The organism is Streptomyces sp. YS415, assembly GCF_023544665.1.
Taxonomy (GTDB): domain Bacteria; phylum Actinomycetota; class Actinomycetes; order Streptomycetales; family Streptomycetaceae; genus Streptomyces.
Window position 1 is genome coordinate 1 of record NZ_JAMJFL010000001.1, and the last position, 19,297, is coordinate 19,297.

The window sequence follows — 19,297 nt, forward strand, 5'->3', positions numbered from 1 at the left end:
GGTAGCCGCAGGTCGAGTACAGCCCCGCGCCCCTTAAGGGAGTCGGTGTTCCGCTCTTTTAGCTGTTCCCTTAGGTCCGCTGCCCTTCTGCGGGCGTCCCTGACCGTCAGGGGCAGGGGGGTCCAGCCCGCGAGGCGGCCGAGGTCCACCACCGGTGGGGTGACCGGGGAGATCGCCATGACGTCCGCCGGGGCGCCGAGGACGGGGGCCGCTCCCGGCGACGGGAGCAGGACGACGTGGTCGGCGTACTGGATGACCCGTTCCAGGCGGTGCTCGGCCATCAGGACCGTCGTGCCCAGGTCGTGGACGAGGCGCTGGAGGACCGCCAGGACCTCCTCCGCCGCCGCCGGGTCCAGGGCGGAGGTCGGTTCGTCGAGGACCAGGACCTGGGGGTGGGGGGTGAGGACCGAACCGATCGCCACGCGCTGCTGCTGGCCGCCGGAGAGGGTCGCGATCGGACGGTTGCGCAGCTCGGCCAGGCCCAGCAGGTCGAGGGTCTCCTCGACCCGGCGGCGCATGACGTCCGGGGCCAGGCCCAACGACTCCATGCCGTAGGCGAGTTCGTCCTCGACCGTGTCCGTCACGAAGTGGGCGAGGGGGTCCTGGCCCACCGTGCCCACCACGTCGGCCAGTTCACGCGGCTTGTGGGTGCGGGTGTCGCGGCCGGCGACGGTCACCCGGCCGCGCAGGGTGCCGCCGGTGAAGTGCGGAACGAGACCGCTCACGGCGCCGAGGACCGTGGACTTGCCCACGCCGGACGGGCCCACGAGCAGGACGAGTTCGCCCTCCGGCACCTCGAAGTCGATGTGCTGGACCGTGGGTTCGCGCTGCCCGTCGTAGGTCACGGAGACGTTCTCGAAGCGGATCACGACGGCTCCTTCGGGGTGGGGGCGAGGACGGCGGGGAGCAGGCCGAGCAGGATCGCCGCGGCGGGCCAGAGGGGCAGGGTGGGCGCGGTCAGGGGGATCACGCCGGGTTCCAGGGCCGCGGGGTTCTGGGCCTCCGCCAGGAACATGAGCGCGGCGACCGCGATGCCGGACGCCGTCACCAGCCAGGCCCGCGCGTCCCAGGGGTCGGGGCGGTAGCGGGTGCGGGCGGCTCGGCGACCGCCCAGGCGCAGGCCGACGAGGGCCGTGGTGAGCCCGGCGAGGAGGACGGGCAGGCCGTAGGTGCCGCCCTCCGCGGTCAGCACGCCGTAGGTGCCGGCGCAGACGCCGAGCAGGCCGCCGAGGGTGAGGGCGGTGGTGGTACGGCGTACGGCGGGCGGGACGTCGGCGGTACGGCCGTAGCCGCGGGCGTCCATGGCGGCGGCGAGGGCGACCGAGCGTTCCAGGGCGCCCTCCAGGACGGGCAGGCCCACGTGGAGCAGGCCCCGGATGCCCTTGTCCTGGCGGCCCCGCAGGCGGCGGGCGGCCCGCAGGCGCTGCACGTCCGCGATGAGGTTCGGGGCGAAGGTGAGCGCCACGACCACCGCCACGCCCATCTCGTACAGGGCGCCCGGGAGGCATTTGAGGAGGCGGGTGGGGTTGGCGAGGGCGTTCGCCGCGCCCACGCAGATGAGGAGCGTGGCCAGCCGCAGGGCGTCGTAGAGCGCGAAGACGATGCCCTCCGCGTGCACCCGGCCGCCCAGGCGGATGCCCTGGGCCCAATCGGGGAGGGGGATCTCGGGGAGGGTGACGAGGGTGTGGGTGCCGGGGATGGGGGAGCCGAGGACGACGGCGAAGGCGAGGCGGATGAGGATGACGGCGAGGGCGAGCTTGACGAAGGCGTTGTAGGAGCGGGACCAGGGGGTTTCCTGGCGGCAGGTCACCACGACGTAGGCGGACGTGGCTATGAGGAGGGTGAGCAGGAGGGGGTTGGTGGTGCGGGTCGCCGCGGTGCCGAGGGCGAGCGACCAGAGCCACCAGGCGCCGGGGTGGAGGGGGGTGCGGGGCGTGGGCCGGGGCGGGGTGGGAGCGCTCACCGGCGCTTGCCGGGTGCCGCTGCGCCCCGAGTGGCTGGGCGCCTTATCCATGCCGGCGTCGGCGTGCCTGCCAGAGTGCCGCCGCTCCCAGGGTTGCCACGCCCGCCACGCCTGCCCACAGGCCCACCGACGGGCCCTCGGTCTGCTCCGTGCTCTTGGGTGCCGACTTCGCCACCTTTTCGCCGCAGCCCGCGCTCGGGTAGCCCGCGATCGCGCACAGCAGGGCGTTGGAGTCGTAGCGGAGCGGTTTGGCGACCGAGGCCAGCGCATCCGCCGTGGTGGCGTCCTCGCCGACCCGGGCGCAGGCCGTGCGCGGCTTCGGAGGGGTCTCGCCCGAGGGGGACTCCGCCCTGGTGCCGAAGTCGATGACCAGGGCCACCCGCTTCTCGCCGTCCCGCGCCGGTGTCCGCGCGCAGATCGCGCCGAAGGTCGCCGTGCCGCGCGGGGTCGCCGCGTCGGCGGAGTCCTCGCTCACGGTGAAGCGGAACCCCTGGACGTCGCCGTCCGAGGGGACCGTTGTGGACGGGCCCTGGGTGGCGTACGTCCAGGCCGAGCCGTCACGGTCCCAGAAGGACCAGTAGCGGTAGCCGGCGGCCTGCGCCGAGGGGGCCGCGGCCCACAGGGCGAGCGCGGCCATCAGCAGGGCGCAGGCCCGACGTGTCACAGCTGCTGCCCCTTGTTGCGGCCGGTGAACAGGAAGCCGACACCGATGCCCGCGACCAGGCCCACGCCGATGATCCACCAGACGCTGACGCCGTCCTCGTCGTCCTCCGCCTTCTCGGCGGCCTTCGCGGTGGCCTGCGTCTTCGGCTCGGGGCCGGTGGCGTTGAGCTGCTTGACCAGGTCCGTGCCGCCGAAGGTGCGCGGGTCCGCCCCGGCCGCCTCGGCCGCGAGGATCAGCTGGGCGTAGGCGGCGGGGCCGTTCTGCTTCGCCCAGTCCGCGGAGTTCTTCTCCAGCCAGGTCAGCGGCTTCTCCGCCGCCTTCGGACCGGCCGTCACGGCGAGCGCGACGACCGCGTCGGCCGTGTTGCCGAAGTCGGGCTGGTCCTCGGCGCCGGCGAGGGCGGACATCAGGTGGCTGTCCTTCTCCATCGCCTCGGCGAGGTAGGACGCGCCGTTGGCGGCGACCTGGTCGGGCTCGGCCTTCGTGGCGTCGGTGCAGCTGAGGTCCGTGTCGTCGGCCGCCTTCGCCGACTCCATGCTCATGCCCTTCAGGCCGACCACGGCTGCCGCGGTCGCGTCGGCGTTGGCGGTGAGCTTGCCCTTCTTGTCGGGCTGGTAGGCGAACGCGCCGCCGTCCTCGCAGGGCAGCGCCAGCTTGCGCAGGGCGTCGTAGGGGGACTTGCCGTCCTTGACCGCGGTGTCGGGGTCCTGGCCCACGGCGTTGAGGGCGCCGATGACGACGGACGTGGAGTTGGCGTCGCTCGGCCCGCCGGGGGTGTAGCCCCAGCCGCCGTCCTTGTTCTGCACGCTCTTCAGCCAGGTGACCGCCTTGAGGGCGACGTCCATGTGGTCGCCGTCACCGGCCAGGGACAGGGCCTGGGCCGCGGCGGCCGTGCTGTTGGTGTCGACCATGACCTTGGCGTCGCATGCTTTGGCGGGCTCGGCGCGGAAGGCGGCGAAGGCGCCGTTCGCGCACTGCTGTCCGAGCAGCCAGTCGACGGCCTTGGTGGCGGGCCGCACATCCGACTTGTGCTGGGCGATCAGGGCCAGCGACTGGCGCCAGACGCCGTCGTAGGTCGGATCGCTGGTGCCGTACAGACCGGAGGGGACGGCGACGGACGGTGACGGTGACGGGGACGCGGCCATGACGGGCGTGGCCGTGCCGATCACGGCGGTGGCGGCCAGGACCGCGGCGCTGCGGCGGACGTTCATGATCGGCGGGTGCCTCTCCCTGGGGGAGCCGGGCAGCACGGGACGACCCCGGGCGGCTCGGCTCCGCAGACCTCGACGGTGCCGTGCGGCGGCGGGCTGCCGGCGCACGTGAGCCGTTCACGACCGTAGCGGGGCAGTCCGGCTCGCAGTTCCATGACTGCTTACGGTTGCGGGTCAGCGCCGGAATTGCACCGGCTTCCCCCCGTACGGGTGTGATGACGACGCGGCCACTCTACCGGCCCGTAATTTCGGCTCCTACGGAACCCTCACACGGCCCGGTACGTCACCGGCCCGCTCCCCGTCACCGTCTCCGCCCGGCCCAGCTTCACCAGTCGGCGCAGGTGGGACTCGGCCTCCGAGACCGCGATGTTCCGTGAGCCGTAGGGGATCTGCTCCCAGGGGCGGTTCCACTCCATGCGCTCGGCGAGCTGCCAGGCGGTGAGGGGTTCGCGCAGGAGGGTGAGCAGGCCGGTGAGGCGGGCCTCGTGGTGGGCGAGCAGTTCCCGCACGCGGGCCTCCGCGCCGGTGAAGGCGTGCTGGTGTGCCGGGAGGATCTCGGCGGGGGCCAGCCGGGCGATCCGCTCCAGGGAGTCCAGGTAGTCGCCGAGAGGGTCGGTGACGGTGTCGTCGTCGGGGTCCTCGTACAGGCCGATGTGCGGGGTGATCTCCGGGAGGACGTGGTCGCCGGAGAACAGGCGCCCGTGGCCGGGGAGTTGAGCGGGATGCTCCTCCTCCAGGTGCAGGCAGACGTGGCCGGGTGTGTGGCCCGGGGTCCAAATCGCGCGCAGCCGTCGGCCGGGGAGGTCGAGGAGTTCGCCCGGGACGATCTCGCGGTCCGGGAGGGCGGGGGAGAGGCCGGGCAGGGTGTGGCGGCGGGCGCCGCGCAGGGGGGCCACGTGCTCCTCGGGGGCGCCGGCCGCGGTGAGCTTCGCCGCCATGTACGTGAACCAGCGCTCGGGTTCGGCGGAGCGGGTGCGGCGCACGATCGCGGTGTCCGCCTCGTGCATCGTGATCCAGGCGCCGGAGGCCTCGCGCACGGTGCCGGACAGGCCGTGGTGGTCGGGGTGGTGGTGGGTGACGACCACGCCGTGGACCTCGCCGACGGACGTACCGCAGGCCGTCAGGCCCTCGGCGAGGGCGTCCCAGGAAGCCGGGTCGTCCCAGCCGGTGTCGATCAGCACCGGTCCACGGTCGGTGTCGACGACGTGGACGAGGGTGTGGCCGAGGGGGTTGTCCGGGATGGGGACCTGGATGGACCGAACGCCCCCGCCGTGATCGTAGGTTCTCGTCATCTGCCCCTCCGCGTCGCGGTCATTGCCCACTATAACTAGAACTGGTATCAGTTCTGAGGCAGCGTCAGAAAACCGTGCAGCGTCAGTAACAGTGCAGCGTAAGAAACAGCGCAGCGTCAGAAACAGTGCTCAGCTCCGCAGGAGGCGTCGGCCATGACCGAGCTCGTGGAACACGGACAGCTGTTCATCGGCGGGGAGTTGACCGACCCCCTCGGCAAGGACTTCATCGAAGTCGTCTCGCCGCACACGGAAGAGGTCATCGGGCGGGTGCCGCACGCGTCCACCGCCGACGTGGACCGGGCCGTCGCCGTCGCCCGGAAGGCCTTCGACGAAGGGCCCTGGCCGCGGATGTCACTGGAGGAGCGGATCGAGGTCGTCACCCGGATCAAGGACGCCTTCGCCGTACGGCACGAGGAGATCGCCCGGGTCATCTCCTCCGAGAACGGCTCCCCGTACTCCTGGAGCGTCCTCGCGCAGGCGCTCGGCGCGATGATGGTGTGGGACTCCGCCCTCACCGTCGCGCGGGACTTCACCTACGAGGAACACCGCGACGGAGTCCTCGGCAGGATCCTCGTGCGGCGCGAGCCGGTCGGGGTCGTGGCGGCCGTGGTGCCGTGGAACGTCCCGCAGTTCATCACCGCCGCCAAGCTCGGCCCCGCCCTGCTCACCGGCTGCACGGTGGTGCTCAAGCCGTCGCCCGAGTCGCCGCTCGACGCCTATCTGCTCGCCGAGATCACCAAGGAGGCCGGGCTGCCGGAAGGGGTCCTGTCCATCCTCCCCGCCGACCGCGAGGTCAGCGAGTACCTCGTCGGGCACCCCGGCATCGACAAGGTCTCCTTCACCGGCTCGGTCGCCGCGGGCCGGCGCGTGATGGAGGTCGCCGCGCGGAACCTGACGCGGGTGACGCTGGAGCTGGGCGGCAAGTCGGCGGCGGTCGTGCTGCCGGACGCGGACATCGACACCGCGGTGGCCGGGATCGTCCCGGCGGCCTGGATGAACAACGGCCAGGCCTGCGTCGCCCAGACCCGCATCCTGCTGCCGCGCTCCCGCTACGACGAGTTCGCCGAGGCCCTCGCCGCCGCCGCGAACGCCCTCGTCGTCGGCGACCCCCTCGACCCCGCGACCCAGGTCGGCCCGCTCGTCGCCAAGCGCCAGCAGCGCCGCAACCTCGACTACATCCGCATCGGCCAGGAGGAGGGCGCCAAGATCCTCACCGGTGGCGGGCGTCCGCCGGGCCTGGACCGGGGCTGGTACGTGGAGCCGACGCTCTTCGGCGACGTCGACAACTCCATGCGGATCGCGCGGGAGGAGATCTTCGGGCCGGTGATCTGCCTGCTGCCCTACGGCGACGAGTCCGAGGCCGTGAAGATCGCCAACGACTCCGAGTACGGGCTCAGCGGCAGCGTCTGGACGGCCGACGTCGAGCGCGGCATCGAGGTCGCCCGCCGGGTCCGTACCGGCACCTACTCCGTCAACACCTTCAGCCTCGACATGCTCGGCCCCTTCGGCGGCTACAAGAACTCCGGCCTGGGACGCGAGTTCGGGCCCGAGGGATACGGCGAGTACCTCGAGCACAAGATGATCCATCTCCCCGCCGGCTGGGAGGCGTAGGCGGGATGGGAGACCGCTGGCACGTCGAGGTCGACCGGTCCGTGTGCATCGGCTCGGCCCAGTGCGTCCACCGGGCCCCCGACGCGTTCCGGCTGGACACCGCCCGCCAGTCCCACCCCCGCGAGCCGGAGACGGACGCCCACGAGGAGGTCCTGGCGGCGGCGGAGACCTGCCCGGTGGAGGCGATCGTGATCACTCTGCTGGGCAGCGGGGAGCCGGTCTTCCCGCCGGAGGACTAAGGGATTGGGGGACTACGGGGTGCGGGAAGCCGCCCCGTGGGTCTCTTGCGGGTCCTCGGGGGCCGTCAGGTCGATCAGGCGGCACACCGTCTCGATGTCGATCTTCACCTGGGCGATGGAGGCACGGCCCGACAGCCAGGTGATCAGCGCCGAGTGCCAGGTGTGCTCGATGACCCGGACCGCGGACAACTGCTCCGGCGTCGGGTGCTCCTGGCCCATCGCGTCCAGGATGATCACGGTCGTCTGCCGGGACACCTGGTCCACCTCGGGCGACACACTGCGGTCCGCGAAGGTCAGCGCGCGGACCATGGCGTCGGCGAGATGCGGCTCGCGCTGCAGGGCGCGGAAGGCGCGCATCAGCGTCTCCGCCACCCGCTCCGCCGCCGTCTCGCCGGCCGGCGGCTTCTTGCGGAGGGTGCCGTGCATGTGCTCCAGCTGATCCTGCATCGTGGCGACCAGCAGATGGATCTTGGACGGGAAGTAGCGGTAGAGCGTGCCGAGCGCCACCTGCGACGACTCCGCGACCTCCCGCATCTGCACGGCGTCGAAACCGCCCCGGCTGGCCAACTGCGCGCTCGCGTGCAGGATGCGGCGGCGACGCGCCTCCTGCCGCTCGGTGAGGGGTGGGGCGACGGGTCTCGCGGTACTGGCTGCCACCTTGTCCACCTTGTTCCCCTCGCCGTGGCGCGACCGTGGCGTGAATCACCTGATCCACTGCTCACGCCGCCTCTACCTGCCGGTAGATTCGGAGCCTCTTGAACGATCAAGTCTGTAACTTGTTCTAGATTAGCGTCCCGGCGTAATCTCGCGGGACAGTGCAGGGAGAAGGGGGCCCGGAGTGACCGCTGAGGCCAGTCGGACGGGTTCCCCCACGGAGCCCGCCGCGGACGGCGAGCGACCTCTCGACATCGCGCTTCTCACCTATAAAGGGAACCCGTTCTGCGGCGGCCAGGGCGTCTACGTCCGCCACCTCTCCCGCGAACTGGCCCGCCTCGGCCACCGCGTCGAGGTCATCGGCGCCCAGCCCTACCCGGTCCTCGACGAGGGCGTCCCGCTCACCGAGCTGGCCAGTCTCGACCTGTACCGCCAGCCCGACCCCTTCCGCACGCCCGGGCGTGGCGAGTACCGCGACTGGATCGACGCGCTGGAAGTGGCCACGATGTGGACCGGCGGCTTCCCCGAGCCGCTGACCTTCTCGCTGCGCGCCCGCCGCCATCTGCGCGCCCGCCGCGGCGAGTTCGACGTCGTCCACGACAACCAGACGCTCGGCTACGGCCTGCTGTGCGACGTGGGCGCCCCTCTCGTCACCACCATCCACCACCCCATCACCGTGGACCGGCAGTTGGAGCTGGACGCCGCCGAGGGCCGGCGCCGCCGGTACTCGGTGCGCCGCTGGTACGCCTTCACCCGGATGCAGAAGCGCGTCGCCCGCCGCCTGCCCTCGGTCCTCACCGTCTCCGGCACCTCCCGCGCCGAGATCGTCGACCACCTCGGGGTGCGCGAGGACCGCATCCACGTCGTGCACATCGGCGCCGACACCGACCTGTTCTCGCCGGATCCGTCCGTCCCCCAGGTCCCCGGCCGGATCGTGACCACCTCCAGCGCCGACGTCCCCCTCAAGGGGCTCGTCTTCCTCGTCGAGGCGCTCGCCAAGGTGCGCACCGAACACCCCGACGCCCACCTCGTCGTCGTCGGCAAGAAGCCCGCCGAGGGCCCGGTCGCGCAGGCGGTCGAGCGGTACGGCCTCGACGGCGCCGTCGAGTTCGTCAAGGGCATCTCGGACGCCGAACTGGTCGACCTGGTCCGCTCGGCGCAGGTCGCCTGCGTGCCGTCCCTGTACGAAGGCTTCTCCCTCCCGGCCGCCGAGGCCATGGCCACCGGCACGCCCCTGCTCGCGACAACCGGCGGGGCGATCCCGGAGGTGGCCGGCGCGGACGGCGAGACGTGTCTGGCGGTGCCGCCCGGCGACGCGGGCGCGCTGGCCACCGGGCTGAGCCGGCTCCTCGGGGACCCCGGACTGCGGGCGCGGCTCGGCCGGGCCGGACGTGAGCGCGTGCTGGCGCGGTTCACCTGGGCGCGAGCGGCGGAGGGCACGGTGGCGCACTACCGCGAGGCCATCGCCCGCTCCACGGCCACGGACGGCGGCGCACCCACGCCCCCGGCCGGGGCCGCCCCCCTGACCTCCGCGAGTAACACCGGCGTCTATCCCGAAAGCAGGGCCACGTGCTGACCGTCGACTTCTCCCGGTTCCCGCTCGCCCCGGGCGACCGTGTCCTGGACCTCGGCTGTGGTGCCGGGCGGCACGCGTTCGAGTGCTACCGGCGCGGCGCCCAGGTCGTCGCGCTGGACCAGAACGGCGAGGAGATCCGCGAGGTCGCCAAGTGGTTCGCGGCGATGAAGGAGGCGGGCGAAGCACCCGAGGGCGCCACCGCCACGGCGATGGAGGGCGACGCGCTGGCCCTGCCGTTCCCCGACGAGTCCTTCGACGTCGTCATCATCTCCGAGGTCATGGAGCACATTCCGGACGACAAGGGCGTCCTCGCCGAGATGGTCCGGGTGCTCAAGCCCGGCGGCCGCATCGCCATCACCGTCCCGCGCTACGGCCCCGAGAAGGTCTGCTGGACGCTGTCCGACGCCTACCACGAGGTCGAGGGCGGCCACATCCGCATCTACAAGGCCGACGAACTCCTCGCCCGGATCCGCGAGGCGGGCCTGAAGCCGTACGGCACCCATCACGCGCACGCGCTGCACTCGCCGTACTGGTGGCTCAAGTGCGCGTTCGGCGTCGACAACGACAAGGCGCTGCCGGTGCGGGCGTACCACAAGCTGCTGGTCTGGGACATCATGAAGAAGCCGCTGGCGACGCGGGTCGCCGAGCAGGCCCTCAACCCCCTCATCGGCAAGAGCTTCGTGGCCTACGCGACCAAGCCGCACCTGCCCCGGGTGGACGCCAAGTGACCACTCCGCGGACAGAGCACCTCGTCCTGCCCGGGGTCCTCACCGCCGAGCAGGCCGCCGCGACCGTCGCCGGACTGCTCGCCGTGCAGCGGGAGGACGGCGCCATACCGTGGTTCCGGGGACACCATCTCGACCCCTGGGACCACGTCGAGGCGGCCATGGGCCTGGACGCCGCAGGCGAGCACGAGGCCGCCGAGCGCGCCTACGAGTGGCTCGCGCGGCACCAGAACGAGGACGGCTCCTGGTACGCGGCCTACCAGGACGGCGCCTTCGACGACGTCACCGACCGCGGACGCGAGACCAACTTCGTCGCCTACATAGCGGTCGGCGTCTGGCACCACCACCTCTCCACCGGCGACGACGCCTTCCTGGACCGCATGTGGCCGACCGTGTACGCGGCGATCGAGTTCGTCCTGCGGCTGCAGCAGCCGGGCGGGCAGATCGGCTGGCGGCGGGACGACGACGGCACGGCGACCGAGGACGCGCTGCTGACCGGCTCGTCCTCCGTCCACCATGCGCTGCGCTGCGCGCTCGCCATCGCCGAGCAGCGCGAAGAGCCCCAACCGGACTGGGAGTTGGCGGCGGGCGCCTTGCGGCATGCGATCCGGCGGCACCCCGAGCGGTTCCTGGACAAGGACCGCTACTCGATGGACTGGTACTACCCGGTGCTGGGCGGTGCGCTCACCGGCGTGGAGGCCAAGGCCCGCATCGAGGAGTCCTGGGACCGCTTCGTCGTCCCCGGGCTCGGCGTGCGGTGCGTGGACCCCAACCCCTGGGTGACGGGTGGTGAATCGGCCGAACTCGCCCTGGCCCTGTGGGCGATGGGCGAGTCCGACCGGGCGCTGGAGATCCTCCAGTGGATCCAGCACCTGAGGGACGAACGGACCGGCCTGTACTGGACGGGCTACGTCTTCGACGACGCGGCGATCTGGCCGAGGGAACTGACGACCTGGACGGCGGGCTCACTGCTGCTCGCCGTCGCGGCCCTGGGCGGCCATGAGGCCACCTGCCGGGTCTTCGGCGGCGAGCAACTGCCCACCGGCCTGGACCCGGACTGCTGCGGCTGACTCAGTGGCGGTGTGCGCGGTCTGCTGCGGCTGACTCAGTGGCGGTGGACGCGGTTCGCGATGGCGTGCCCGATGAACAGGTACACCACGGCGGCGAGTCCGTACCCCGCCACGACCCGGGCCCATGCCTCGTCGAAGGTGAACAGGTCGTGGGACCAGCCGGCGAGCCAGCGGGCCGCGTCATGGATGAACTGCACGAAGTCGTTCGTGCGGTTCGCGTCCAGCAGGTACATCAGGATCCACAGGCCCAGTATGAGCGCCATGATGTCGGCGACGATCGCGATGACCCTGCCCGCCGAGCTCGCACCGTTGCTATATCGAGGGGACATGCCCGACGGGTTGCCGCTGAACCGCCGACGAAACCCCGGCTCAGCGGTTCAGCTCGGCGAGCACCCGTAGCGACCGCGCGTCCGGCGCCAGCGCCAGCAGGTCCGTCACCGGGCCCTTGCGCCACAACTCCAGCCGCTCGGCGATGCGTTCACGCGGGCCGACCAGGGAGATCTCGTCGGCGAAGGCGTCGGGGACGGCGAGGACCGCCTCTTGGCGGCGTCCTTCGAGGAACAGCCGCTGGATGCGGCGGGCTTGCTCCTCGTACCCCATGCGGGCCATGAGGTCGGCGTGGAAGTTGCGGGCCGCGTGGCCCATGCCGCCGATGTAGAAGCCGAGCATCGTCTTCACCGGCAACAGGCCCTCGGCCACGTCGTCGCAGACGCGGACCTGCGCCATCGGCGCGACCACGAAGCCGTCGGGAAGGCTCTCGGGGAGGGCGTACGCCTCGGGGCGGGCCGGGGACCAGTACAGCGGGAGCCAGCCGTCGGCGATCCGCGTGGTCTGGGCGACGTTCTTCGGACCCTCGGCGCCCAGGAGGACCGGGAGGCCGGGGCGGAGGGGATGGGTGATGGGCTTGAGGGGCTTGCCGAGGCCGGTGGCGTCGGCGCCGCGGTAGGGGAGGGGATGGAAGCGGCCGTCGAGCGTGACGGGGGCTTCCCGCCTGAGCACCTGCCGTACGACATCGACGTACTCCCGGGTCGCGGTGAGCGGCGACTTCGGGAACGGGCGGCCGTACCAGCCCTCCACCACCTGCGGCCCGGACAGCCCGAGGCCGAGCATCATGCGGCCGCCGGAGAGATGGTCCAGGGTGAGGGCGTGCATCGCGGTCGTGGTCGGCGACCGGGCCGCCATCTGGGCAACCGCCGTGCCCAGCTTGATCCTTGACGTCTGCGCGGCGATCCAGGTCAGCGGGGTGAAGGCGTCGGAGCCCCAGCTCTCCGCCGTCCACACCGAGTCGTAGCCGAGCCGCTCGGCCTCCCGGGCCAGCGGCACATGATCGGGGGAGGGGCCGCGCCCCCAGTAACCGAGCGCGAGACCGAGCCGCATACCTGCCTCCTGACGGTGCGTCAGCCGGAGATCCGGAGGGCGACTGTACGACAACGGCCCCCCGCCTGGAAGGGCGAGGGGCCGTGGCGTCGAGCGGTGTCAGCCGCGCTGGATGCCGCTGGTGTCCTGGAGGACACCGCGACGACCGTCCTGCGTCTGCGCGATCAGGCTCGGGCCGCGCTGCTCCACGGCCAGGTACCAGGTACCGGGCGCCAGTTCGGCGATCGGCGTCGGCGAACCGTCCTCCGCGAACAGCGGGCGCGGCACCGGCACGGCGAACCAGAACGGGGAGAAGTCCCCGCCGGGCTGCGGCGCGGGCGCCTGCGGCTGCTGCCCCGGCTGCGGCTGGCCGCCGAACGGCTGCGCACCCTGCGGCTGACCGCCGTAGGGCTGGCCGGGCTGCGGCTGAGGCCCCGGCTGCCCCGGCTGGGGAGCGCCCGGGTAGCCGTAACCACCCTGCGGCTGACCGCCGTACGGCTGCGGGGCCGCGGGGCGGGAGGCCGGCATGAGGGGGGCCTGGAGGGCGGGCATGAGCGGGGAGGCGACGGCGGCACCGGCCAGCAGGAGGGCGGCGATGAAACCGAGGATGAGACCGGCACCGGCCGAGACGTTGTCCGGGACGTCCACGATCGTCCAGAACAGGACCCAGGTGGCGAAGATGGTGAACGCCGTGCCGAGCACACCGAGGTCCAGACCGGCCACCTTGCGCGGAGCCGGCAGCAGGCGGTTGACGACGATCAGCGCGGCACCGATGACTCCGCCCAGATAGACACCCATGCCGGTGTACAGGTTTTCCCAGGCGTTCGGGATGTCAGCATCGAAGCCGTCGATGGAGTACATCTCGAGGAACGACGCGACGAAGAGCAACACCGCTGCTCCGATCACCACGCCGTCGCCTCGAGTGAGGGAGCGGATATTCACTTCAGGTCCTTCGTAGGTCGTCTCGTCATCGGTAGAGGCGTCGCGGGGGTGGCCCCTTATCGTACGGACGACCCTATCGTCCGAACGATCAGGCTGTCCGCCGGGATCAGCGCGCTGTTCACTACCCGCGCAGGAAGCTCACGATTCCCTCGGAGATCCCTTGCGCCGCTTTCTGCCGCCACGCACCGCTGGTCAGCTGTGCCGCGTCCTTGGTATCGCGCATGTTGCCGCACTCGATGAACACCTTGGGAACCGTTGACAGATTGAGACCGCCGAGATCCTTACGCGTGACGATCCCGGTGCCGTCGCCGACGTAGTTGGAGGGCGTGCTGCCGGTGGCGCGGACGAACCTGCCCGCGATGCGTTCGCCGAGATCGCGGGAGGCGCCGACGATCGGGCGGGTGTCCGCGGCACCGGAGTTCACCGCGCCGGGGAGGATGACGTGGAAGCCGCGGTTGCCCGAACCGGAGCCGTCGGCGTGCACGGAGACCACCGCGTCGGCCTCGGCCTGGTTGCCGATGCGCGCCCGCTCGTCGATGCACGGGCCGTACGAACGGTCGCCGTCCTGGGTCAGTTTCACCGTCGCGCCCTGCTTCTCCAGCAGGGTGCGCATGCGGTGGGCGACGTCCAGGGTGAACTCGGCCTCGGTGTAACCGGAGTTGGTGGCCGTGCCGGTGGTGTCGCACTCCTTGTAGCCGGTGCCGATGTTCACCTTGGCGTTGATCTCGGCGGTGTGCCGGAAGTTGGCCGGGTTGTGGCCGGGGTCGATGACGACGACCTTGCCCTTGAGAGCACCGGGGGAGCCGGGGGCAGCGGGAGCGGAGGTCGCGGGTTCCGTGGGGCTGGGCCCCGGTTCCTTGGCGTCGCCGGTGGCCGACGGCGTGCGTACCGCCGCCGACTCCGGGCCGCCGCGGCCGTCGTCGGTCGCGCTGCCGAGTCCCTCGTACACCACCCAGCCGAGCAGCGCGCCCGGCACGAGCGCGGCGAGGGCCACGGTCAGGGGGCGGCGCCGGGGGCGGCGGGGCGGTTCGAATTCAGGGCCTGCGTACGACACGTCTGCGACTCTAACCTCGGCCTCAGATCCCCGCCCCGGTTCGCCGCAGCACGCGCAGCGAGTCCGTGACGGAGATCTCCGTGAACGCGCTCGACTCCAGCGCCCGCAGATAGACGCGGTACGGGGCCTGGCCGGTGAACTCGTCCGCCGGGTCCGGGAAGACGTCGTGGATGGCGAGCAGGCCGCCTTCGGCCACATGGGGGGCCCAGCCCTCGTAGTCCGCGGTGGCGTGCTCGTCGGTGTGGCCGCCGTCGATGAAGACCAGGCCGAGCGGGCTGCCCCAGACCCGGGCCACCTGCGGGGAACGCCCGACCAGGGCGATCACGTGCTCCTCCAGTCCCGCCCGGTGCAGCGTGCGCCGGAAGGTGGGCAGCGTGTCCATCAGGCCGATCTCGGGGTCGACCGTCTCCGGGTCGTGGTACTCCCAGCCCGGCTGCTGCTCCTCGCTGCCGCGGTGGTGGTCGACCGTGAGGGCGCTCACCCCGGCCGCGCGGGCCGCGTCGGCGAGCAGCACGGTGGAGCGCCCGCAGTAGGTGCCGACCTCGAGGAGCGGAAGCCCGAGCCGACCGGCCTCCACGGCCGCCGCATAGAGCGCCAGCCCCTCACCCACCGGCATGAACCCCTTCGTCGCCTCGAATGCGGCAAGGATTTCGGGCGCGGGTGCCGGGGCCATGGGGCCGCCTTTCGGTCGTACGGGCATCTGAGCGCCCCATGCTGCCGTATGCGCAGGTCGGGTGGTGAGCGGGGGGCGGGGGCAGGGCGGGGGCGCTGCGGACTACCTGGCCGGGACCGTCCCGCTCGGTAGGGACAGGTCCAGGGACACCGTGCTGTCGTCGCCCGCGTGGGTTGCCGCGGAGGCGTGGGGGCCGTGGCCGTCGGCCGTGGCGGCCAGGACGTACGCGCCCTGCGCCGGGACCGGGAGGGTGTAGGTGCCGTCCGCCGCCGAGAGCGTGGCGCCCGCCTGGCGGCCCCGGGGGTCGATCAGGGTGACCTTGGCGTGCGGGACCGGGGTGCCGGTGGCGTCCAGGACCCGGCCGCGGAAGCCGCGCAGGGCCGCTTCCGCGCGGGCCAGGTTGGCGTCCTCCTCGCTGCTGGCGCGAAGCTGCGGCGCGCGGTTCGGCTTCGGCAGGAACAGGGCGAGCAGCAGGCCGATGGCCACCGCGCCGGTCGCGATCAGGAAGGAGAGGCGGAAGCCGTGCATGGTGGGGATCTCGGCGCCGTTCACGGTGTTCGCCGTGTTCGCCAGCACCATGCCGATGACGGCGCTGGAGACGGACGTACCGATGGAACGCATCAGCGTGTTCAGGCCGTTCGCCGCGCCCGTCTCCGACGCCGGGACCGCGCCGACGATCAGCGCGGGCAGCGAGGAGTAGGCGAGGCCGATGCCCGCGCCGAGGAGGACGGCGATGACCAGGGACTGCCAGGCGGCGCTCATCAGGCCGAGGCCCGCGCCGTAGCCGACGGCGATGATCGACAGGCCGAGGATGAGGGTGAACTTGGGGCCGTACCGCGCCGAGAGACGGGCGTAGACGGGCGCCGTGAACATCATCGTCAGGCCCAGCGGCGCGACCAGCAGACCCGCGACGACCATCGACTGGCCGAGGCCGTAGCCGGTGGACTCGGGCAGCTGGAGGAGCTGGGGGAGGACCAGGGAGACGACGTAGAAGGAGACGCCGACCATGATCGAGGCGAGGTTGGTGAACAGCACGGCCGGGCGGGCGGTGGTGCGCAGGTCGACCAGCGGGGCCTTGGTGCGCAGCTCGTAGACGCCCCACAGGAGCAGGACGACGACGGCCGCGGCGAACAGGCCGAGAGTGAGGGCGGAGCTCCAGCCCCAGTCGCTGCCCTTGGTGATGGGGAGCAGGAAGAGGACCAGGCCGGCGGACAGGCCCAGCGCGCCCGGCAGGTCGAAGGTGCCCTCGGCGCGCATCGGGGACTCCGGTACGACGAGGAACGTGAGGGCGATGGCGAGGACGCCGAGCCCCGCGGCGCCGTAGAAGAGGGCGTGCCAGTCACTGTGCTGGGCGACCAGCGCGGCGGCGGGCAGCGCGAGTCCGCCGCCGACGCCGATGGAGGAGCTCATCAAGGCCATCGCCGAGCCGAGCCGCTCGCGGGGCAGCATGTCGCGCATCAGGCCGATGCCGAGCGGGATGGCACCCATCGCGAAGCCCTGGAGGGTACGGCCGACGATCATCGGCAGCAGGGCGCTGGTGACCGCGCTGACGAGGGCGCCGACGACCATCACGGCGAGGCTCAGCACCAGCATGCGCCGCTTGCCGTACAGGTCGCCGAGGCGGCCCATGATCGGGGTGGCGACGGCGCCGGAGAGAAGGGTGGAGGTGAGGACCCAGGTGGCGTTGGACGGGGAGGTGTCCAGCAGCAGCGGCAGGTCCTTGATGACCGGCACGAGGAGGGTCTGCATCACCGCGACCACGATGCCCGCGAAGGCGAGGACGGGGACGACTGCGGGGCGGTCGTGGGGCGTACGTGTCATGTGTAGCTTGAACTCGGTGTGCCGGAGCAACTATTCCGATGCTTCGGCTCACTAACGAAATCTTGACCTTTTCTTGGGTCGCTTGGGGAACAGCCGCTCACCCATGGGAACGGCCAGGTCGGACCTAGTCCGAAATGCCGATGCCAGGAGCGTCGGGCGGTTGAGAACATGACAGGCATGCCCGATGCCCCCGATGTCCCCGCCGCCAGCGACGCCTCCCGTCCGCCTCGCCGTACCGCCCCGCCCGCCTGGGTCGTGGTGGCCCTCGCGTGCGCGGGCCAGTTCCTCGTCGTGCTCGACGTCTCCGTGGTGAACACCGCGCTGCCGTCGATGCGGACCGGCCTCGGGCTGAGCGAGCAGGGGCTGCAGTGGGTGGTGAACGCCTACGCCATCGCCTTCGCCGGGTTCATGCTGCTCGGCGGCCGGGCCGGTGACCTCTACGGCCGCAAGCGGATGTTCCTGGTCGGGCTCGGCTTGTTCACCCTCGCCTCCCTCGGCGGCGGGCTCGCCCAGGACGACTGGCAGCTGCTGCTCGCCCGCGCGGTGCAGGGGCTCGGCGCGGCCGTGCTGGCACCGGCCACGCTGACGATCGTCACCTCGGCGGTGCCGGAGGGCGCCGCCCGGGCCCGGGCCATAGCGACCTGGACCGCGGTGGGCGCGGCCGGCGGCGCGTTGGGCGGACTGGTCGGTGGCCTGCTGGTGGAGGGCCTGACCTGGCGCTGGGTCCTGCTGATCAACGTCCCCGTCGGCGCGGTCGTGCTGTTCGCGGCCGCCCGGTACCTGGCCGAGAGCCGCGCGGGGGACGGGCGCCGGCTCGACCTGCCGGGCGCGGTGCTGGTGACGGCGGGGCTCGCGACCCTGGCGTACGGGATCTCGCAGACCGAGGCCGAGGGCTGGACGGCCACGGCCACGCTGGTGCCGCTGGCCGCCGGGCTCGCCATGATCGGGCTGTTCCTCGCGGTGGAAGCACGGACGACGGCCCCGCTGATGCCGCTCGGCCTGCTCGCGCGCCGGCCGGTGTCCTCGGCGAACGTGTCGATGTTCCTGTGCGGCTCCGCCATGTTCTGCATGTGGTTCTTCATGACGCTGTACGCGCAGAACGTCCTCGGCTACACCCCGCTGGAGGCCGGTCTCGCGCTGGTGCCCAGCTCGCTGGCGGTGATCGTCGGCTCCAAGCTGGCGCCCCGGCTGATGCGTCGGCTCGGGGCGCGCGGCCTGGCGGCGCTCGGCAACCTCGTCGCGGTGGCCGGGTTCGCCTGGCAGTCCCTGATGACCGTGGACGGCTCCTACCTCACGGCGATCATGTTCCCCGGGGTCCTGATGATGCTCGGCGCGGGGCTCGCGGCGACCCCGCTGGCCGCGCTCGCCACCTCGGGGGCGCCGCCGGAGGAGGCGGGCCTGGTGTCGGGGCTGGTGAACACGTCACGGGTGATGGGCGGTTCGCTGGGGCTCGCGGTGATGTCGACGATCGCGGCGGCCCGGACCGAGAGCAGCTCCGGGGGTACGGCGCATGCGCTGACGGAGGGGTACGCGCTGGTGTTCCGCACGGGGGCTTGGGTGTTGCTGGCCGGGACGGTGCTGATGCTGGTGTGGCTGCCGCGGAAGGCGGCGGCGGAGGTACCGGCGGAGGTTTTGGCCGAGGCGGCGGCGGACGTGCCTGCCAAGTGATGTCGGCCGAGTTATGTCGGCCAAGTGACGTCTGCCGAGTGATTTCGGCTGAGCGCTGGCTGCCCAGTGATGTCTGCCGCGTGATGTCGGCTGAGCGCTGGCTGCCCAGTGATATCCGCCAAGTGATGTCCGCCAAGTGATGTCCGCGAAGTGATGTCCGCGAAGTGATGTCTGCGAAGTGAGGCAACGGTTTGGGCGGCTCATGGACTCCTTCAATCATCTAGGAGGTGCCCATGGGGGAACGGACACTGGCTCGGGACGAGGAGTTCCGCAGCTTCGTCACCGGCCGCTGGCCGCGGCTGATGCGCACGGCATTTCTCCTCACGGGGGAGCAGCACGCCGCGGAGGACCTGGTCCAGTCGACCCTCGAACAGGTCTACGTGGCCTGGCGCAGGGTCGGCTCGGCCGACGAACCCGACGCGTACGTACGGCGCGTAATGATCAACTCGCACGCCCGCAAGCACCGCAGACGGCTCAAGGAGTTCCTGGCGCCCAAGGACGACTCGGGCCTGGTGCGCGAGGTCCCCGACACCGGTGACCGCATCGCCCAGGCCGACGACCGCAACGCCCTGCTGACGGCACTCGCTCAACTGCCGCCCCGGCAGCGGGAGGCGGTGGTCCTGCGCTACTGGGAGGACCTGACCGAGACACAGACGGCACAGGCGATGGGCTGTTCCGTCGGCGCGGTGAAGAGCAACGCGGCCAAGGGGATCGCGAAGCTGCGCGCAATACCAGGGCTGGCGGAGACGGTGACGCACGGAGGGCGGATGTGATGAAC

The 19,297-nt window shown here is 72.0% G+C and carries 19 protein-coding genes and 1 riboswitch; of the genes, 7 read left to right on the top strand and 12 right to left on the bottom strand.

What is annotated here, in order from left to right:
* From M8H82_RS00005 to M8H82_RS00025, 5 genes are all read right to left on the bottom strand, one after another.
* Positions 1–869: ABC transporter ATP-binding protein (locus M8H82_RS00005; protein ID WP_250070147.1), on the bottom strand; the 869-nt coding region annotated here is incomplete at its 3' end.
* Positions 866–2,014: an energy-coupling factor transporter transmembrane protein EcfT gene (locus tag M8H82_RS00010; RefSeq protein ID WP_250070148.1), complete on the bottom strand. Its 1,149-nt coding sequence runs from the start codon at positions 2,012–2,014 to the stop codon at positions 866–868. The genes M8H82_RS00005 and M8H82_RS00010, both read right to left, overlap by 4 nt.
* On the bottom strand, positions 2,007–2,627 hold the full coding sequence (locus tag M8H82_RS00015) for an SCO2322 family protein (RefSeq protein ID WP_250070149.1): 621 nt from the start codon (positions 2,625–2,627) through the stop codon (positions 2,007–2,009). The genes M8H82_RS00010 and M8H82_RS00015 overlap by 8 nt, the downstream gene beginning before the upstream one ends.
* Positions 2,624–3,838 carry a prenyltransferase/squalene oxidase repeat-containing protein gene (locus M8H82_RS00020; protein WP_250070150.1) on the bottom strand — a complete coding sequence of 405 codons (1,215 nt, stop codon included), beginning with the start codon at positions 3,836–3,838 and terminating at the stop codon, positions 2,624–2,626. The genes M8H82_RS00015 and M8H82_RS00020 overlap by 4 nt, the downstream gene beginning before the upstream one ends.
* Before the next feature lie 110 nt (positions 3,839–3,948).
* Positions 3,949–4,087, bottom strand: a riboswitch (cobalamin riboswitch).
* A gap of 17 nt (positions 4,088–4,104) precedes the next feature.
* A complete protein-coding gene (locus tag M8H82_RS00025) occupies positions 4,105–5,130 on the bottom strand; it encodes an MBL fold metallo-hydrolase (protein WP_250070151.1) in 1,026 nt (341 codons plus the stop codon).
* 153 nt (positions 5,131–5,283) lie between these two features.
* Between M8H82_RS00025 and M8H82_RS00030 the strand changes: the two genes are divergently transcribed.
* Both M8H82_RS00030 and M8H82_RS00035 read left to right on the top strand, forming a co-directional pair.
* Positions 5,284–6,741: an aldehyde dehydrogenase gene (locus M8H82_RS00030; protein WP_250070152.1), complete on the top strand. Its 1,458-nt coding sequence runs from the start codon at positions 5,284–5,286 to the stop codon at positions 6,739–6,741.
* Positions 6,742–6,746: 5 nt separating this feature from the next.
* Positions 6,747–6,980 (top strand): ferredoxin, encoded by a 234-nt coding sequence (locus tag M8H82_RS00035; RefSeq protein WP_250070153.1) that lies wholly within the window; start codon positions 6,747–6,749, stop codon positions 6,978–6,980.
* A 12-nt stretch (positions 6,981–6,992) separates the two neighbouring features.
* Here the strand turns inward: M8H82_RS00035 and M8H82_RS00040 are convergent, their stop codons facing one another.
* A complete protein-coding gene (locus tag M8H82_RS00040) occupies positions 6,993–7,646 on the bottom strand; it encodes a TetR family transcriptional regulator (RefSeq protein WP_250070154.1) in 654 nt (217 codons plus the stop codon).
* 172 nt (positions 7,647–7,818) lie between these two features.
* Here M8H82_RS00040 and M8H82_RS00045 point away from each other — a divergent pair, with 172 nt between their 5' ends.
* The 3 genes from M8H82_RS00045 to M8H82_RS00055 are packed head-to-tail and all read left to right on the top strand — an operon-like array spanning position 7,819 to position 11,005.
* Complete coding sequence (locus M8H82_RS00045) at positions 7,819–9,210, top strand: glycosyltransferase family 4 protein (protein WP_250070155.1); 1,392 nt, start codon at positions 7,819–7,821, stop codon at positions 9,208–9,210.
* Positions 9,204–9,938: a class I SAM-dependent methyltransferase gene (locus tag M8H82_RS00050; protein ID WP_250070156.1), complete on the top strand. Its 735-nt coding sequence runs from the start codon at positions 9,204–9,206 to the stop codon at positions 9,936–9,938. Before M8H82_RS00045 ends, M8H82_RS00050 begins: the two co-directional genes overlap by 7 nt.
* A complete protein-coding gene (locus tag M8H82_RS00055) occupies positions 9,935–11,005 on the top strand; it encodes a prenyltransferase/squalene oxidase repeat-containing protein (RefSeq protein WP_250070157.1) in 1,071 nt (356 codons plus the stop codon). The genes M8H82_RS00050 and M8H82_RS00055 overlap by 4 nt, the downstream gene beginning before the upstream one ends.
* A gap of 35 nt (positions 11,006–11,040) precedes the next feature.
* On the opposite strand, the gene M8H82_RS00060 is transcribed toward M8H82_RS00055, so the two are convergent.
* The 6 genes from M8H82_RS00060 to M8H82_RS00085 all read right to left on the bottom strand — a co-directional run bounded on the left by M8H82_RS00060 (position 11,041) and on the right by M8H82_RS00085 (position 16,851).
* A complete protein-coding gene (locus M8H82_RS00060; protein WP_250070158.1) occupies positions 11,041–11,334 on the bottom strand; it encodes a hypothetical protein in 294 nt (97 codons plus the stop codon).
* 40 nt (positions 11,335–11,374) lie between these two features.
* Positions 11,375–12,382, bottom strand: coding sequence for an LLM class F420-dependent oxidoreductase (locus tag M8H82_RS00065; RefSeq protein ID WP_250070159.1), 1,008 nt, complete (start codon positions 12,380–12,382; stop codon positions 11,375–11,377).
* 99 nt (positions 12,383–12,481) lie between these two features.
* On the bottom strand, positions 12,482–13,303 hold the full coding sequence (locus M8H82_RS00070) for a DUF5336 domain-containing protein (RefSeq protein ID WP_250070160.1): 822 nt from the start codon (positions 13,301–13,303) through the stop codon (positions 12,482–12,484).
* A gap of 121 nt (positions 13,304–13,424) precedes the next feature.
* A complete protein-coding gene (locus M8H82_RS00075; protein ID WP_250070161.1) occupies positions 13,425–14,357 on the bottom strand; it encodes an N-acetylmuramoyl-L-alanine amidase in 933 nt (310 codons plus the stop codon).
* 22 nt (positions 14,358–14,379) lie between these two features.
* Positions 14,380–15,030 (bottom strand): class I SAM-dependent methyltransferase, encoded by a 651-nt coding sequence (locus M8H82_RS00080; RefSeq protein WP_250070162.1) that lies wholly within the window; start codon positions 15,028–15,030, stop codon positions 14,380–14,382.
* A gap of 102 nt (positions 15,031–15,132) precedes the next feature.
* On the bottom strand, positions 15,133–16,851 hold the full coding sequence (locus M8H82_RS00085; protein WP_250070163.1) for an MFS transporter: 1,719 nt from the start codon (positions 16,849–16,851) through the stop codon (positions 15,133–15,135).
* A 168-nt stretch (positions 16,852–17,019) separates the two neighbouring features.
* On the opposite strand from M8H82_RS00085, the gene M8H82_RS00090 reads away from it, so the two are divergent.
* Both M8H82_RS00090 and M8H82_RS00095 read left to right on the top strand, forming a co-directional pair.
* Positions 17,020–18,519, top strand: a complete 1,500-nt coding sequence (locus tag M8H82_RS00090; RefSeq protein WP_250070164.1) for an MFS transporter — start codon at positions 17,020–17,022, stop codon at positions 18,517–18,519.
* Between the two features lie 233 nt (positions 18,520–18,752).
* A complete protein-coding gene (locus tag M8H82_RS00095) occupies positions 18,753–19,292 on the top strand; it encodes a SigE family RNA polymerase sigma factor (protein ID WP_250070165.1) in 540 nt (179 codons plus the stop codon).
* The last annotated feature ends 5 nt before the right edge of the window (positions 19,293–19,297 follow it).

Excerpts from the sequence above, each read along its gene's own strand:
- M8H82_RS00020 (WP_250070150.1), bottom strand. The coding sequence starts at position 3,838 with ATGAACGTCCGCCGCAGCGCCGCGGTCCTGGCCGCCACCGCCGTGATC.
- M8H82_RS00025 (WP_250070151.1), bottom strand. The coding sequence starts at position 5,130 with ATGACGAGAACCTACGATCACGGCGGGGGCGTTCGGTCCATCCAGGTC.
- M8H82_RS00095 (WP_250070165.1), top strand. The coding sequence starts at position 18,753 with ATGGGGGAACGGACACTGGCTCGGGACGAGGAGTTCCGCAGCTTCGTC.
- M8H82_RS00065 (WP_250070159.1), bottom strand. The coding sequence starts at position 12,382 with ATGCGGCTCGGTCTCGCGCTCGGTTACTGGGGGCGCGGCCCCTCCCCC.
- M8H82_RS00085 (WP_250070163.1), bottom strand. The coding sequence starts at position 16,851 with ATGACACGTACGCCCCACGACCGCCCCGCAGTCGTCCCCGTCCTCGCC.
- M8H82_RS00030 (WP_250070152.1), top strand. The coding sequence starts at position 5,284 with ATGACCGAGCTCGTGGAACACGGACAGCTGTTCATCGGCGGGGAGTTG.
- M8H82_RS00060 (WP_250070158.1), bottom strand. The coding sequence starts at position 11,334 with ATGTCCCCTCGATATAGCAACGGTGCGAGCTCGGCGGGCAGGGTCATC.
- M8H82_RS00090 (WP_250070164.1), top strand. The coding sequence starts at position 17,020 with ATGACAGGCATGCCCGATGCCCCCGATGTCCCCGCCGCCAGCGACGCC.
- M8H82_RS00035 (WP_250070153.1), top strand. The coding sequence starts at position 6,747 with ATGGGAGACCGCTGGCACGTCGAGGTCGACCGGTCCGTGTGCATCGGC.
- M8H82_RS00080 (WP_250070162.1), bottom strand. The coding sequence starts at position 15,030 with ATGGCCCCGGCACCCGCGCCCGAAATCCTTGCCGCATTCGAGGCGACG.
- M8H82_RS00010 (WP_250070148.1), bottom strand. The coding sequence starts at position 2,014 with ATGGATAAGGCGCCCAGCCACTCGGGGCGCAGCGGCACCCGGCAAGCG.